Origin of the sequence: Pseudomonas tensinigenes, from assembly GCF_014268445.2 — a bacterium.
GTDB lineage: Bacteria > Pseudomonadota > Gammaproteobacteria > Pseudomonadales > Pseudomonadaceae > Aquipseudomonas > Aquipseudomonas tensinigenes.
The window spans coordinates 4804925-4818668 of the sequence record NZ_CP077089.1 but is presented as its reverse complement, the minus strand read 5'-3'; the positions used below and the strand labels follow the sequence as shown (position 1 = coordinate 4818668).

The 13744-nt window shown below is 60.3% G+C and carries 13 protein-coding genes; 4 read left to right on the top strand and 9 right to left on the bottom strand.

The window, feature by feature from the left end; translation table 11 throughout:
* Nucleotides 1-12: 12 nt before the first annotated feature.
* Nucleotides 13-819: an MOSC domain-containing protein gene (locus HU718_RS21205; protein ID WP_150706438.1), complete on the top strand. Its 807-nt coding sequence runs from the start codon at nucleotides 13-15 to the stop codon at nucleotides 817-819.
* A 72-nt stretch (nucleotides 820-891) separates the two neighbouring features.
* On the opposite strand, the gene ppnP is transcribed toward HU718_RS21205, so the two are convergent.
* From ppnP to HU718_RS21165, 8 genes are all read right to left on the bottom strand, one after another.
* Nucleotides 892-1176 carry a pyrimidine/purine nucleoside phosphorylase gene (gene ppnP, locus HU718_RS21200; protein ID WP_003226701.1) on the bottom strand — a complete coding sequence of 95 codons (285 nt, stop codon included), beginning with the start codon at nucleotides 1174-1176 and terminating at the stop codon, nucleotides 892-894.
* Between the two features lie 105 nt (nucleotides 1177-1281).
* Nucleotides 1282-1824, bottom strand: a complete 543-nt coding sequence (locus HU718_RS21195; protein ID WP_150706437.1) for a 3'-5' exonuclease — start codon at nucleotides 1822-1824, stop codon at nucleotides 1282-1284.
* 70 nt (nucleotides 1825-1894) lie between these two features.
* A complete protein-coding gene (locus HU718_RS21190) occupies nucleotides 1895-3856 on the bottom strand; it encodes an acetyl/propionyl/methylcrotonyl-CoA carboxylase subunit alpha (protein ID WP_186613914.1) in 1962 nt (653 codons plus the stop codon).
* A gap of 117 nt (nucleotides 3857-3973) precedes the next feature.
* A complete protein-coding gene (locus HU718_RS21185) occupies nucleotides 3974-4771 on the bottom strand; it encodes an enoyl-CoA hydratase/isomerase family protein (RefSeq protein ID WP_150706435.1) in 798 nt (265 codons plus the stop codon).
* A complete protein-coding gene (gene atuD, locus HU718_RS21180) occupies nucleotides 4768-5925 on the bottom strand; it encodes a citronellyl-CoA dehydrogenase (RefSeq protein WP_150729575.1) in 1158 nt (385 codons plus the stop codon). The genes HU718_RS21185 and atuD overlap by 4 nt, the downstream gene beginning before the upstream one ends.
* A gap of 30 nt (nucleotides 5926-5955) precedes the next feature.
* Nucleotides 5956-7572: a geranyl-CoA carboxylase subunit beta gene (gene atuC, locus HU718_RS21175; protein WP_150729574.1), complete on the bottom strand. Its 1617-nt coding sequence runs from the start codon at nucleotides 7570-7572 to the stop codon at nucleotides 5956-5958.
* A gap of 3 nt (nucleotides 7573-7575) precedes the next feature.
* Nucleotides 7576-8445 carry an SDR family oxidoreductase gene (locus tag HU718_RS21170; RefSeq protein ID WP_186613916.1) on the bottom strand — a complete coding sequence of 290 codons (870 nt, stop codon included), beginning with the start codon at nucleotides 8443-8445 and terminating at the stop codon, nucleotides 7576-7578.
* A gap of 12 nt (nucleotides 8446-8457) precedes the next feature.
* Nucleotides 8458-10242, bottom strand: coding sequence for an acyclic terpene utilization AtuA family protein (locus tag HU718_RS21165; protein WP_186613918.1), 1785 nt, complete (start codon nucleotides 10240-10242; stop codon nucleotides 8458-8460).
* A 184-nt stretch (nucleotides 10243-10426) separates the two neighbouring features.
* Between HU718_RS21165 and HU718_RS21160 the strand changes: the two genes are divergently transcribed.
* The 3 genes from HU718_RS21160 (at nucleotide 10427) to HU718_RS21150 (ending at nucleotide 13040) form a co-directional block, all read left to right on the top strand.
* The gene (locus tag HU718_RS21160; RefSeq protein WP_150729571.1) at nucleotides 10427-11050 is read left to right on the top strand and encodes a TetR/AcrR family transcriptional regulator; all 624 of its coding nucleotides are present in this window, start codon (nucleotides 10427-10429) and stop codon (nucleotides 11048-11050) included.
* A gap of 92 nt (nucleotides 11051-11142) precedes the next feature.
* Complete coding sequence (locus HU718_RS21155; protein WP_186613920.1) at nucleotides 11143-11940, top strand: substrate-binding periplasmic protein; 798 nt, start codon at nucleotides 11143-11145, stop codon at nucleotides 11938-11940.
* Between the two features lie 86 nt (nucleotides 11941-12026).
* Nucleotides 12027-13040 (top strand): GNAT family N-acetyltransferase, encoded by a 1014-nt coding sequence (locus tag HU718_RS21150; protein ID WP_150706429.1) that lies wholly within the window; start codon nucleotides 12027-12029, stop codon nucleotides 13038-13040.
* Nucleotides 13041-13176: 136 nt separating this feature from the next.
* Here the strand turns inward: HU718_RS21150 and HU718_RS21145 are convergent, their stop codons facing one another.
* Entirely contained in the window at nucleotides 13177-13731 is a 555-nt protein-coding gene (locus HU718_RS21145) for an RNA polymerase factor sigma-70 (protein ID WP_064120208.1), read from the bottom strand.
* Nucleotides 13732-13744: the final 13 nt, after the last annotated feature.

Sequence of the window (13744 nt, the reverse complement as noted above, 5' to 3'; positions counted from 1 at the left end):
AGGGAGCTGGCCATGCTGCGTCTGAGCGCGCTTTATCGTTACCCGTTGAAATCCGGCAAAGTCGACGTTCTAAAAAGCGCCGATCTCGACAAGCTGGGGCTTGATGGCGACCGACGCTGGATGCTCGTGGACGAAGCCAGCGGCCGTTTCCTGACCCAGCGCGCCGAAGCGAAGATGAGTCAGTTGTCGGCGCTGTGGAATGCGCAAGGCGGTCTGACCTTGAACGCACCTGAACACTCTCCCATCGACATCGCCTTGCCGGGCAGTGACGCCGAACTACGCGGTGTGACGATCTGGCGTGACACCTTGCGCGTGCCGGATGCCGGTGATGAGGCTGCCCGGTGGGTCAGCGATTTCATTGGAAAACCGACCCGTCTGGTGCAGGTGCCGCTGGATCGCGCTCGCACCACGCAAGCTGGCTATGGCTACGAAGATGATCAGGTCGCGTTCGCCGACGGATTTCCTCTGCTGTTGATCGGCGAAGCCTCTTTGCAGGATCTCTCGCAAAAGGTTGGACGCCCGCTGGAAATGTTGCGCTTTCGGCCGAACCTGGTGATCGAGGGCAGCGAGGCATACGCCGAGGACGGCTGGAAGCGCATTCGCATTGGCGACGTCGAGTTCCGCGTGGTCAAGTCGTGCTCGCGCTGCATTCTCACCACCATCGACCCGCAAACCGGTGAGCGCAGTGCCGATCGCGAGCCGCTGGCAACCTTGCAGAAATATCGTGCCGAAGCCGATGGCGCGATGTTCGGCCAGAATCTGGTGAACGACAGCAATGGTCGGCTGGAAGTCGGAATGCCGGTGGAAATCCTCGAATAAACCGCCCCTGAAACGAAAAATGCCCGTGTCCTTGGACGCGGGCATTTTTGTTGGTGCAGTGAAACCGTTACTTTAGCCGCGGTATTCGCACAGGTAAGCGGTGTCGACCGCAACCTTCAGCTGGAACTTGCTGTTGGCCGGGACGTTGAACTGGCTGCCAGCGGCGAAGGTTTCCCAGTCGCTGCTGTCTGGCAGTTTGACGGTCAGTGCGCCAGACACCACGTGCATGATTTCACGCTGAGCGGTGCCGAATTCGTATTCGCCCGGGGCCATGACGCCGATGGTCGCCGGACCTTCAGCGGTGCCAAAGGCGATCGACTTGACGGTGCCGTCGAAGTACTCGTTGACTTTAAACATGGGCGATTCCTCGAAAAGGGCTGAAAATTGGAGGCGGCCAGTATGCACAAGGCTTTTGGTGCCGTCACCTGCCCGACGTCTGTCCAGTGAGTTCTCGAATTGACCCTAGAGTGGCAATACCAGTGGCAACAGTCGCGCGGTGTTGCGCGCATCCTCCAGCGCCCGGTGCTGCTGACCGCTGAACTGCATGCCAGCCAGTTGCAGTGCGCCGTTGAGACCCAGGGGCCGCTCCAGGCGTCGAGCCTTGGCGAAGCGTTGTTTGAGGTTCATGTGCGGCACATGGCTCAAGGCGCTGTCGATTTGCAGGCGTTGCCATTCCTGGAGCAATTGCTTGCGGTCGTAATCGCCCCAACTGGCCCAGCCTTCGAGGCGCGTCTGATGTTGCGCGAGCCAGCGTTCGAACGCCGGCCAGACTTCGTTCAACGGTTGCGCCGAGTCGATATTGGCTTGGGTGATGTGCGTCAGTTCACGACAAAATGGCGTCAGCAATGGCCGTCGTGTCGGTTTGACGAAGCGCTGGAAGTGATCCTGCTCGCGCCCGGCGCGATCGACCAGGGTGGCGCCGATCTCGATAATTTCCATTTCGGTGACCGGCCAGCCACCCTCATCGGTGGTGGCTTCCAGATCTATGACCAGCCAGTGGGGCATCGCAGGGTTCCTGATTTCCGCGTTCTGATAACTCAGAGCGTAGTCAAAACCCGCATGCGTGTGTGGGCGACTACTCGACCTGCAACAGAACCTGACGATTTTTTACCTGATCGCCGACCTTGACCTGCACCCGCTTGAGCACGCCGTCGATGCCGGCCTTGAGCGGGTGCTCCATTTTCATTGCCTCCAGTACCACCAGCAACTGACCTTTGCTGACCGGGCTGCCTTCGCTGACGAGAACGTCGACGATGGCACCGTCCATCGGCGCTTTCAGGGTGCCAGAGTTGACGCTGGTCTGACTGTCGATTACCGCGTGAGTTCGATCCTCCAGGCGCAGACTGCCGGGGTGGGTGAACAGCCAAAGGTGCCCGTTAACCAGTCGATACGCGTGACGCTGGCGCAAACCGTCGATTTCCAGTGTAAGCGACTGCGCGTCCTGATCGATGAGTGTTAACTCGAGCGTGCGCTCGGCAACCTGCACGGTGAAGGCGCCTTGCGCGTGAGCGAGCAGTTGCGCTGTCCAGTTCTGATCATCAAGCCCGAGTCGATAATGCAGCGGCACACTGGCATTGTTGCGCCAGCCGGTGAGCGGCGCGCGGTGGGCGAGGGCGCTTGATTGATAGAAAAGCATCGCTGCAATCGCCAGTTCCTCGGCATTCGCAATGTAACGGTGCAAACAAGGGTGTTCGCTGAAGTGTCGGGCAATGAACGCGGTACTGAATTCGCCGCTGATGAACTGCGGATGTTGCAACAGGCTGGCCAGCAAGCGTTGATTGCTTTGCACGCCCAATAACACCGTGTCCTGTACCGCGCGCAACAGTTTGCGCCGGGCTTCTTCGCGAGTGGCGCCAAAGGCGATGAGTTTGCCCAGCATCGGGTCGTAGAACGGGCTGATCGATTGTCCTTCCAGCAAGCCATGATCGATTCGCGCACCCTGCTGCAGCGCCGGCTCCCAGGCTTCTACTCGACCGGTTTGCGGGAGGAAGTCTTGCGCGGGATCTTCGGCGTAAAGCCGCACTTCCAGGGCATGTCCGTTGAGCTGCACCTGGTCCTGAGTCAGTGGCAACGGCTGCCCCTCGGCGACCAGCAATTGCCACGCGACCAGATCCAGCCCGGTGATCAACTCAGTCACCGGATGCTCGACTTGCAGGCGTGTGTTCATCTCCAGAAAGTAGAACTGCCCACGCGCGTCGAGCAGAAACTCCACGGTGCCGGCGCCGACATAGTTCACTGTGCGCCCGGCCTTCAATGCCGCTTCACCCATGGCTTGGCGCAGTTCGGCGGTCATCACCGGGCAGGGCGCTTCTTCGATGACTTTCTGGTGGCGACGCTGGATCGAACAGTCGCGTTCGCCGAGATAGATCAGGTTGCCGTGCTGATCGCCGAACAACTGCACTTCGACGTGCCGTGGTTCGATCAAGGCCTGTTCGAGGATCAATTCGTCGCTGCCGAAACCGTTCAGTGCTTCGGAGCGCGCGGTGCGTAATTGCGCCGGCAAATCAGCGCCGCTGTGCAGCAGGCGCATACCGCGCCCGCCACCGCCGGCACTGGCCTTGATCATCAGCGGATAGCCAATGCGCTCCGCTTCACGCAGCAGGGTCGCATCGTCCTGTTCGGTACCTTGATAACCGGCGATGCAGGGCACGCCGGCTTCGAGCATGGCGATTTTCGAACGGCGTTTGCTGCCCATCAATTCGATGGCTTCGACGCTGGGGCCGATGAAGATCATCCCGGCTTGCTCGCAGGCGCGAGCGAACTCGGCGTTTTCCGAGAGGAAACCGTAGCCGGGGTGGATGGCGTCGGCGCCGCTGCGGCGGGCGGCGTCGAGGATCGCCGGGATATTCAGATACGACTGCTGCACGGGGGCGGGGCCAATGTGTACGGCTTGATCGGCCATTTGTACGTGCAGCGCCTCGGCGTCGGCGTCGCTGAAGACGGCGACGGTGCGATAGCCGAGCGCTTGCGCGGTGCGCTGGATGCGGCAGGCGATTTCACCGCGGTTGGCGATCAGGATTTTGTGGATGGCGGGCATGATGATCTTCCTGAGTATTTGGCGGTGGGTTGGCTGGCCTCTTCGCGAGCAGGCTCGCTCCCACAGGAGTTTGCATCGTTCACAAAACCTGTGGGAACGAGCCTGCTCGCGAAGCTTTTAGCTGGCCCACCGCGGTTTACGCTTTTGCACGAAAGCCATAGTGCCCTCGATCCCTTCGTCGCCAGTCACCGCTTCGCTGAACCACTGCGCGGCCTCATCAAGCAATTCACTCGAAGGCTGCCCGGCACTCGCCAACAACAATTTCTTGGTCATCGCATTCGCCTCCGGCGCGCAACACAGCACATGCTGCAACACCTCATCGAGCCGCTCGGCAAGCGCCTGCGCATCCTGCTCGACAAAATGCACCAGCCCCAGACGCCGCGCCTGATGCCCGTCAAAGCGCGCAGCGGTCAGCGCCAGTCGGCGGGTTTCGGTCAGGCCGATACGCTGCACCACAAACGGCGCAATCTGCGCCGGCAGCAAGCCGAGGCTGGTTTCCGGCAGGCCGAATTGCGCCTGATGATCGGCAATCGCGATATCGCTGACACAGGCCAGCCCGAAACCGCCGCCGAGCACCGCGCCTTGCAGCACCGTGATCAGCACTTGCGGCGTGTGCTGCGCTTCTTCCAGCAAGGCACCGAACGCGCGATTCAAATCGCGGTAAGCCTCGGAGCCCTGAGCGCGAGCGCTGGCCATGTCCTTGATATCGCCGCCGGCACAGAAATGCCCACCGGCACCGCTGAGCACCAACGCCCGAACCGCACGGTCATCGCGCACAGCCGTCAGCACCGCGCGCAATTCGCTGACCATCTGCAGGCTCATCGCATTGCGGCTGTCCGGTCGATGGAGGGTGATGTGCAGCACGCCGCCATGCAGCTCCAGCAACAGCGTCTGGCAATCCGGCAGGCCGCTCATTTCTTTTTCCCCGGGAGGATGCCCATCAGTTTGCAGATGATCCCCAGCATGATTTCGTCGGCGCCGCCGCCAATCGATACCAGCCGCACATCACGATAGGCACGGGCCACCGGGTTGTCCCACATGAAGCCCATGCCGCCCCAATATTGCAGGCAGCTGTCGCTGACTTCGCGGCCGAGGCGCCCGGCCTTGAGCTTGGCCATTGACGCCAGCCGCGTGACGTCCTGGCCTTTCACGTATTGCTCGGTAGCCTGATAGACCAGCGCGCGCAGGCATTCGATTTCGGTCTGCAATTCAGCGAGGCGGAAGTGGATGACCTGATTGTCGATCAGCGCATTGCCGAAGGTCTTGCGCTCCTTGCAGTACTCGATGGTGCTGTCGACGCAATATTCTAGGCCTTTGATCATGTTCGCCGCGCCGAACAGGCGTTCTTCCTGAAACTGCAGCATCTGCATCATGAACCCGGCGCCTTCGTGGCCGATGCGATTGCGCTGCGGCACGCGCACGTTGTCGAAAAACACCTGGGCGGTTTCCGAGCTGCGCATGCCGAGCTTGTCCAGATGCGAACTGAGGCTGATCCCCGGCGTGTTCATCGGCACCATGATCAGCGACTTGTTGATGTGCGGTTTGTCGTCCGAGGTGTTGGTCAGCAGACAAATGAAGTCAGCGCTCGGCGAGTTGGTGATCCACATCTTGCTGCCGTTGATCACATAGTCGTCGCCGTCCTTGCGCGCGGTGGTTTTCAGCCCGGCGACATCCGAGCCGGCACCGACTTCGGAGACACCGATGCAGCCGACCTGCTCGCCGCTGATCGCCGGACGCAGGAACTCTTCACGCAATTCATCGGAACCGAAGCGGGCGAGGGCGGGGGTGCACATGTCGGTCTGCACGCCGATCGACATCGGAATGCCGCCGCAATGAATGGTGCCGAACTCTTCGGCCGCGACAATCGAATAGCTGTAGTCCAGACCCATGCCGCCGAATTTCTCCGGTTTGGAAATACCCAGCAAACCGAGGTCGCCGGCCTTGCGGAAAATCTCGTGGATGGGAAAGCGCCCGGCCTTTTCCCATTCTTCGACGTGCGGATTGATCTCGTGCTCGACGAACTGGCGGACGGTGCGGCGCAGGGCTTCGTGTTCCGGGGTGAAGATCATTGTTCTTGTTCTCCGTAGAATCCGTGGCGGTCAGAAGCGGCTGACGCCGAAGCTGTTGGGTTGCAACGTGCGAATGTCGGCCTCGTGGCAGATATCCAGCAAGTAGCCGAGCAGGGTGCGCGTGTCGCGTGGATCGATCAGCCCGTCATCCCACAGATTGGCGCTGCCGTAGAGCGCGGTGGACTGGCTGTCGAGTTTTTGCGCGGTGACCTGTTCGAGCATGTCGAGCATTTTCGGGTCTGGCGTCAGGCCGTCCTTCAACTGCTTGGCTTCGGTAACGATGCGCAAGACTTTGCCGGCCTGCGCGCCGCCCATCACCGCCGTGCGGCTGTTCGGCCAGGCGAAGATGAAGCGCGGATCGAGGCCGCGCCCGCACATCGCATAGTTGCCCGCGCCATAAGAGCCGCCGACGACGATGGTCAGTTTAGGCACCCGCGCATTCGCCACCGCTTGAATCAGTTTCGAACCGTGTTTGATCACGCCTTGCTGCTCCGATTCGGTGCCGACCATGAAACCGGTGGTGTTGTGGAAAAACAGCAGCGGCGTCTGGCTCTGATCGCATAACTGAATGAACTGCGCAGCCTTGCTTGCACCGTTCGGGGTGATCGGGCCGTTGTTGCCGATGAATCCGCAGGCGCGGCCCTGAATCTTCAATTGGCCGCAGATGGTTTGTTGATCGAACTCGCCCTTGAATTCGAGAAAGCAGGATTCGTCGGCGATGCGCGCGATGATTTCGCGTACGTCATAAGGCTTTTTCGGATCGTCGGGGATCAGCCCGAGCAATTCATCGATCGGGTAGAGCGGTTCTTTGTATTGCGGCTCCGGCAGCCACGGCAGTTGCTCATTCCAAGGCAGCATGCGCAGGATTTCGCGGACCTGACGCACGCCATCGGCATCGTTTTCCGCGAGGTATTCAGCCGTCCCGGCGACCTGCGCGTGCATCTCTGCGCCGCCCAGTTCTTCATCGGTGGCGACTTCGCCGGTCGCGGCTTTGAGCAACGGCGGACCGGCGAGAAACAGCTTGGCCTTGCCGCGCACCACCACCACGTAATCCGACAGTCCCGGCTGGTAAGCGCCGCCCGCTGTGGCCGAGCCATGCACCACGGTGATCTGCGGCAAACCCAGCGCCGACATCCGCGCCTGATTGGCAAAACTGCGTGCGCCTTCGACGAAAATCTCTGCGGCGTAATTGAGATTGGCGCCACCGCTTTCGGCGAGGGTGATCACCGGGAGTTTGTTTTCCTGAGCGATCTGTTGCAGGCGCAGGGATTTTTTCAGGCCGCTGGGCGAGATCGTGCCGCCCTTGATCGCGCTGTTGTTCGCCACGATCATCGCGCGGATGCCGCAGACGTAACCGATACCGGCGATCAGCCCGCCACCGGCGGAGCTGCCGTCCTTGTCGTCGTGCAACTTGTAGCCGGCGAGGCTGGCCAGTTCGAGGAACGGCGCGCCGGGATCGAGCAATAGGTTCAGGCGTTCGCGCGGCAGTAATTGCCCGCGCTTGTCGAATTTCGCCTTGGCTTCGGCAGCCTTGTTCAGGAGGTTCTGTTCGAGTTGCTGGACTTGCGCGATGGCCGCGAGCATGGCCGCACGGTTGCGGGCGAAAGCTTCGCCGTGCGGGTCGAGTAGGGACTGGATCTGCGGCATGGCTTACTCCTTGTCCTTCAACACGTCTGGAAGGTACGCCCGGTGGAAGCCATTGAATGACTCACTGTGAGTGGCCTTGTGCAGTGGCCATGCACGGCTGCCAAGGCTGGCTGCGCCATCGATTTTCAAGGTGCTGCCGCTGATGAACGCTGCCGCCGGGCTGAGCAGAAACACAATCGCGGCGCTGACTTCTGACTCGGTGCCGATGCGCTTGAGCGGCACATGTTCACGCAGGGTGGGAATCACCGCTTTGAACGCGCCTTCGTAAGTGTCCATGCCGCTCGACGCGATCCAGCCCGGCGCGACCGCGTTGACCCGCACGCCGGCATAACCCCATTCGAACGCGGCAGTTTTGGTGAAGTTGTCCATGCCCGAGCGCGCCGCGCCGGAGTGGCCCATGCCGGGCATGCCGCCCCACATGTCGGCGAGCATATTGACGATGTTGCCGCCGTGTTTGCTCATCGACTGGTTGAACACTTCCCGCGCCATCAGAAATCCGCCGACCAGATTGGTGCGCAGTACGGTTTCGAAACCTTTCTGATTGATCGAGGCCAAGGGCGACGGGTATTGGCCACCGGCATTGTTGACCAGACCGTGAATCGGCCCGTGCTCGGTGATCAGCTCCTTGACCAGTTGTTTCACCGCTTCTTCATCGCGGATATCGCAAGCCTTCCAGTGTGCGCGGCCGCCGTCCTCGGCGATTTCGGCAGCGACCTTTTGCAGTTTTTCCGGTTTGCGCCCGACCAGCAGCACATTGGCACCGAGCGCTGCCAGTTCATGCGCGGTGCAACGGCCGATGCCGCTGCCGCCGCCGGTGACGATGATGGTCTGGCCGCTGAACAGATCGGCGTTGAAAATCGACGCGTAAGCCATGCAAACCATCCTCTAATCGAGCTGTTCGGCGATGCTCTGCGGCACCGGGATCTGGATTTCCAACAGTTGTTGGGCGAAGGCTTTGCCTTGCGGGTCGATGCGCAGACTGGCCACGCCACCCCCGCCAAGAGCGTTTTCCAAGAGAAAATTCAGGCTGTGGGTGCCGGGCAGATACCAGCGTTCGACCCGGCCGTGGATCGGGTCGAGCACATGACTCATCCAGTCGACGATGACGGCCGGGGTCAGCGCTTCAGCGATCCACGGCAGGTATTCGGGCTTGCGCGGCAGCACACCGATGTTGCTGTGATTGCCTTTGTCACCGGAGCGCGCCACGGCCAGTTTCACCAACGCCACACTGGCATCGGCGCGGCCTTGAGGTTTCGGCGGTTGCTGGGGAATCGGCAAATCTTCACTGTCGAGCGCTGCCAATGAGGGCAGGGCGCAAGGATGGCGAACGCCGGCCAGATCAATCTGCAAAGTGCAGGCACTTTTATCGATCAGGAATGAAAACAGGCAAATCAGCGGGTACACCGTTGGCCGTCCGCCGACGATGCCGGTCAGGCCTGGTGCCATGCCGGTGGCGGCCTGGGCGATTTCCCGGGAGAACAGCACCAGTGCCTGTTTATTCGGGTGACGCACGGCGAGTTTGATTACCACTTCACGGCTGTCGTGGCGCTGGCCATGGGGGCCGTAGGTGGCTTCGCTGCCGAGCAATTCGATGTCGGTTTCGCTGTAGGGCGGCCAACCGCGCTGGCTGAACATTTCCGCCGTTTTGGCGATGATTGCCTGACTGACCCTCCGCGCCTTGTCCACCGCATCGATACCGGCGATCAGGCAACTCGCGGTGCAGCGAAAACCGTCCGGGTACGTGGCGCTGACCTTGTATTTGTCACTGGGCGGCAGGCCTTTGGCGCCGTGCACATGTACCGCGTTTTTGCCTTGCTGCTGCAATTTGACTTGGCTGAAATCGCAGACCACGTCGGGCAACAGATAGGCCTGTGGATCGCCGATTTCATACAACATCTGCTCGCCGACGGTCAGCGGTGTGACCAGTCCACCGGAACCCTCGGGTTTGCTGACGATGAACTGGCCGTCAGCGCTGACTTCAACGATCGGAAAACCGATGTGTTCGTAATCCGGCACGTCACGCCAATCGGTGAAATTGCCGCCGGTGCATTGTGCGCCGCATTCGATGATGTGCCCGGCCAGCGCGGCCTGAGCGAGTTTGTCGTAGTCATGCCACGACCAGCCGAATTCGTGCACCAGTGCGGCGCTGACCACGGCGCTGTCGACCACCCGTCCGGTGATGACAATGTCGGCGCCCAGGCGCAGCGCTTCGACGATGCCCGGCGCACCGAGGTAGGCGTTGGTCGATAAGCACATCGGCGGCAGCGGGGCGCCGCTGAACATCTCGGTGATGGCGCTGAGTTGTTTGAGTTGGGGTTGCAGGTCATCGCCGAGTAACACGGCAATTTTCAGCGGGACACCGGCCTTGTCGCATGCCGCTTGCAGGGCGGCAGCGCAGGCTTGTGGATTGACTCCGCCGGCGTTGCTGATGACGCGGATGTTCTGCTCGGCCAACTGCGGCAACAGGGGCGTGAGCACTTCGATGAAGTCGCCGGCAAACCCCGCCTGCGGATCCTTCATGCGTGCGCCGGCCATGAGCGACATGGTGATCTCGGCGAGGTAATCGAACACCAGGTAATCCAGCTTGCCACCCTCCACTAACTGCGCGGCGGCGGTCGATGTATCACCCCAGAATGCGCTGGCGCATCCGATGCGAACGGTGGTTGGCATTTTTATCTCCGACTCAGCAACCTGCGACAGAAGTGTCTGGAGGCTACCAAGCAAGCGCTTGGTTTGTAAACAGTTGAAACTATCTTCTGCCCAAGCGCTTGCTTGGTCGTCGTTGGCGGCTTAAATTGCGCGCAACCCTGCGGTTTCAGGGGGCAACAGACTGATCGACTGTAGGAGAGAACGGGTGGACGAGCAAAAAGCCCTGAGGGTCATGCGCGAATTGGTCGATCAAGGCCAGTTGACCGACCCGGACAGCGCCCGCGGCAAACTGCTGCAAGTGGCCGCTCACCTGTTCCGCAACAAAGGCTACGAACGCACTACGGTGCGCGATCTGGCCGGCGCAGTCGGCATCCAGTCGGGGAGTATTTTTCATCACTTCAAAAGCAAGGATGAAATTCTCCGTGCGGTGATGGAAGAAACCATCCGCTACAACACTGCATTGATGCGCGCCGCACTGGCCGATGCCAACAATGTGCGTGATCGCGTGTTGGCGCTGATCCGTTGCGAATTGCAATCGATCATGGGCGGCAGCGGCGAGGCGATGGCCGTGCTGGTCTACGAGTGGCGTTCGTTGTCCGAAGACGGCCAGGCCAAGGTTCTCGCTTTGCGTGACGTTTACGAAGACATATGGCTGCAAGTGCTGGGTGAAGCGAAGGACGCCGGATTTATCCGCGGTGATGTATTTATTACTCGACGTTTCCTCACCGGTGCACTGTCCTGGACCACCACCTGGTTCCGTGCAGGTGGCAGTTTGAGCCTCGATCAGTTGGCGGATGAGGCGCTGATTCTGGTCCTCGAAGAGCGTTGAGCGACTTTCTATCCGGCCGGGAAACTGGCTAACTGGGCGAAACCGCCTAGCTTGAATGCATTGATCGGTATTTTTTCGGGGAGTGGGGTGTTTTGAAGTCTTTGCCAATCCGGACGGCCGCGGGGCTGATGCTCGCAGCGCTGGCTGCATCATGGGTATTGCCCGCTCAGGCAGCGCAACTGGTTCGGGTGGGCGCGGCGCATTTTCCGCCCTACACCATTCGCCCGGAGAACGGTGCCGATACAGGCCTCTTGCCGCAACTGGTCGAGGCCCTTAATCGCCTGCAAAGCGACTATCAGTTTGTCCTGGTACCGACCTCGATTCCGCGGCGATTCGGGGATTTCAAGCAGGGCCGGATCGACATGGCGATTTTCGAGAATCCCGATTGGGGCTGGAAGGAAATTCCCCACACGGATGTCGATATGGGCCTTGAGGATGCGGAGATTTTCGTTGCGCAACGCGAAGACGGTCGTCAGCAAAGTTACTTTGCGAGCCTCACCGGCAAGCGTCTGGCGCTGTTCAGCGGTTATCACTACGAATTCGCCAACTTCAATGCCGATCCAAAGTTTCTCGCGCAGAATTTCAACGCCACGCTGACCTATTCCCATGACAGCAACCTGCTGATGGTGCTGCGCTCGCGTGCGGATATTGCCCTGGTGACCCGCTCGTACCTGAGCGATTACCTGCTGCGCAACGAGAAGGTGCGCGACGAGTTGCTGGTGTCGCAACGCATCGATCAGGTTTATCACCATTACGCCATTCTTCGCGCGACGGCGCCCATTACCGGCCCTGCGTTTGCCCGACTGCTGCAAGGCCTGCGCGACAATGGCGAGATGCTGAAGATTTTCGATCCCTACAAAATTGCGGTGGTGCCAGTGCCTCATCGCTGAGGCACTGATTTTCCGCAAAGCCTAAATTTCCCCTTTCGGCTCACGTCACATCGTTGAACTGTCGACGATTATCGTGAGCCCGACCCATGTCCAATCTGAATGACCTGACTGCCCTGGCCTTGCCTTCGGGCAGTCAACTGATCGCTGATGCAACTGAAAGCCGTCTGAGCCTTAGCCTGGACGGACAACCGCTGATCCGCCTGCGTCTTGATCGGGAGGTCAAGGGGCCGATCCAGCTCGATGAACGTTTTGCGCTGCCGGCGGGCCAGGCGCTATGGGCGGCTTGCTACTGGCTGTTCGCCCGGGATCCGGCGTGCCAGCAATTGACCTGGCAACTGGATCAGCCGCCGACCGAAGCCTTGCTCAGTGGCTTGCTGGTGAACACCGAAGTGGCGGGTGAATACCTCTGCGAACGCACGCTGTTCTGGCAATTGCCGCAACCGTGGCTCGGCACTTCGCTGACGGGCAGCTATCCGCAGCAAATGGTCATCAGTCAGGGCAAGCGTCATCCGCTGCGCCCGGTGAAGCCGCGGGGTGAAGTGTATCGGCGTTTCGATGCGCGTCTTGGTGCGTGGATTTCCCTGCGCACGGTCGAGATCGAAGAAGACCTGCCGCGCTTCAATCGCTGGCAGAACAGTCCGCGCGTTGCCAGTTTCTGGCAGGAAGAGGGCAGTCTCGAGAAGCACCGCGAGTACCTGAGCAAGCTCGATGCCGATCCGCATACGTTGACGCTGATCGGCTGTTTCGATGATCAGCCGTTTGCCTATTTCGAAGCCTACTGGGCCAAGGAAGATCGCATTGCGCCGTTTTATGACGCCGACAATTACGATCGCGGTATTCACATGCTGGTCGGTGAAGAGGATCACCGTGGGCCGCACAAAGTGGCGAGCTGGTTATCGGCGCTGGTGCATTACCTGTTTCTCGATGATCCGCGCACTCAGCGTGTGGTCGCTGAGCCTCGGGCCGACAACGCGAAGATGATCGGCCATATGCAGAATCAGTGCTTTCACTGTGAGAAAGAGTTCGACTTCCCGCACAAGCGTGCGGCGCTGATGATCCTGGGGCGTGAGCGGTTTTTTGATCGGTGCAAGCTGGCGTGATGATCTGGCTTCAGGATTTCTGTGATCTTGAGGCCGCCTTCGCGAGCAGGCTCGCTCCCACATGGGTTTTGTGGCACTCACAAATTCCATGTGGGAGCGAGCCTGCTCGCGAATGGCTTGACGCAAAATCTGAATCTTAGCGACGACCCACAGCCACCGCATCCCGACGGCTGCCCGAGACCTTGCGGCAGTGCACCAGTGCATCACGAATCATGAAGTTGACCAGGGTTGGCGAAACGCCGAGTTCCTTGGCGATGTCCTTTTGCGGCACGCCGTGCAGGCGGTACATCTCGAACGCATAGCGAGTGCGGCTGGGCAGCTCGGTCAGTGCGTCGGCGATGTTTTCCAGAGTCGAAAAGTTGATGTGCGAGGTTTCCGGTGAAGCACCCTGGATGACCACATTCAGCCCTTCCTCTTCAGGGCCGGAGTACTTCTGTTCCAGCGCCTGTTTGCGGTAATGATCGATAGCGAGGTTGCGCACGATCTGGAACAGATAACTCAGTTGGGCCTTGATCGACGACGTGATCGGTGGCGCCGACTGCAGTCGGAAAAACGCATCCTGCACCACATCTTCGGCGCGCGACCGGCAGCCGGTAATGCGCGCTGCAATCTTGACCAGAATCAGTCGATTGTCGACGAATGCCTGAAGTAGCGGTGAATCGCACCTGCTTGTGGATACTTGTTCCGTCATGGAAATCACCTTG

What these genes read in the sequence shown, in the direction of transcription:
- atuC (WP_150729574.1), bottom strand. Translation starts at nt 7,572, where the DNA reads ATGCCGCAGATCCAGTCCCTACTCGACCCGCACGGCGAAGCTTTCGCC.
- HU718_RS21165 (WP_186613918.1), bottom strand. Translation starts at nt 10,242, where the DNA reads ATGCCAACCACCGTTCGCATCGGATGCGCCAGCGCATTCTGGGGTGAT.
- atuD (WP_150729575.1), bottom strand. Translation starts at nt 5,925, where the DNA reads ATGATCTTCACCCCGGAACACGAAGCCCTGCGCCGCACCGTCCGCCAG.
- HU718_RS21170 (WP_186613916.1), bottom strand. Translation starts at nt 8,445, where the DNA reads ATGGCTTACGCGTCGATTTTCAACGCCGATCTGTTCAGCGGCCAGACC.
- HU718_RS21190 (WP_186613914.1), bottom strand. Translation starts at nt 3,856, where the DNA reads ATGCCCGCCATCCACAAAATCCTGATCGCCAACCGCGGTGAAATCGCC.
- HU718_RS21150 (WP_150706429.1), top strand. Translation starts at nt 12,027, where the DNA reads ATGTCCAATCTGAATGACCTGACTGCCCTGGCCTTGCCTTCGGGCAGT.
- HU718_RS21195 (WP_150706437.1), bottom strand. Translation starts at nt 1,824, where the DNA reads ATGCCCCACTGGCTGGTCATAGATCTGGAAGCCACCACCGATGAGGGT.
- ppnP (WP_003226701.1), bottom strand. Translation starts at nt 1,176, where the DNA reads ATGTTTAAAGTCAACGAGTACTTCGACGGCACCGTCAAGTCGATCGCC.
- HU718_RS21185 (WP_150706435.1), bottom strand. Translation starts at nt 4,771, where the DNA reads ATGAGCGGCCTGCCGGATTGCCAGACGCTGTTGCTGGAGCTGCATGGC.
- HU718_RS21205 (WP_150706438.1), top strand. Translation starts at nt 13, where the DNA reads ATGCTGCGTCTGAGCGCGCTTTATCGTTACCCGTTGAAATCCGGCAAA.
- HU718_RS21145 (WP_064120208.1), bottom strand. Translation starts at nt 13,731, where the DNA reads ATGACGGAACAAGTATCCACAAGCAGGTGCGATTCACCGCTACTTCAG.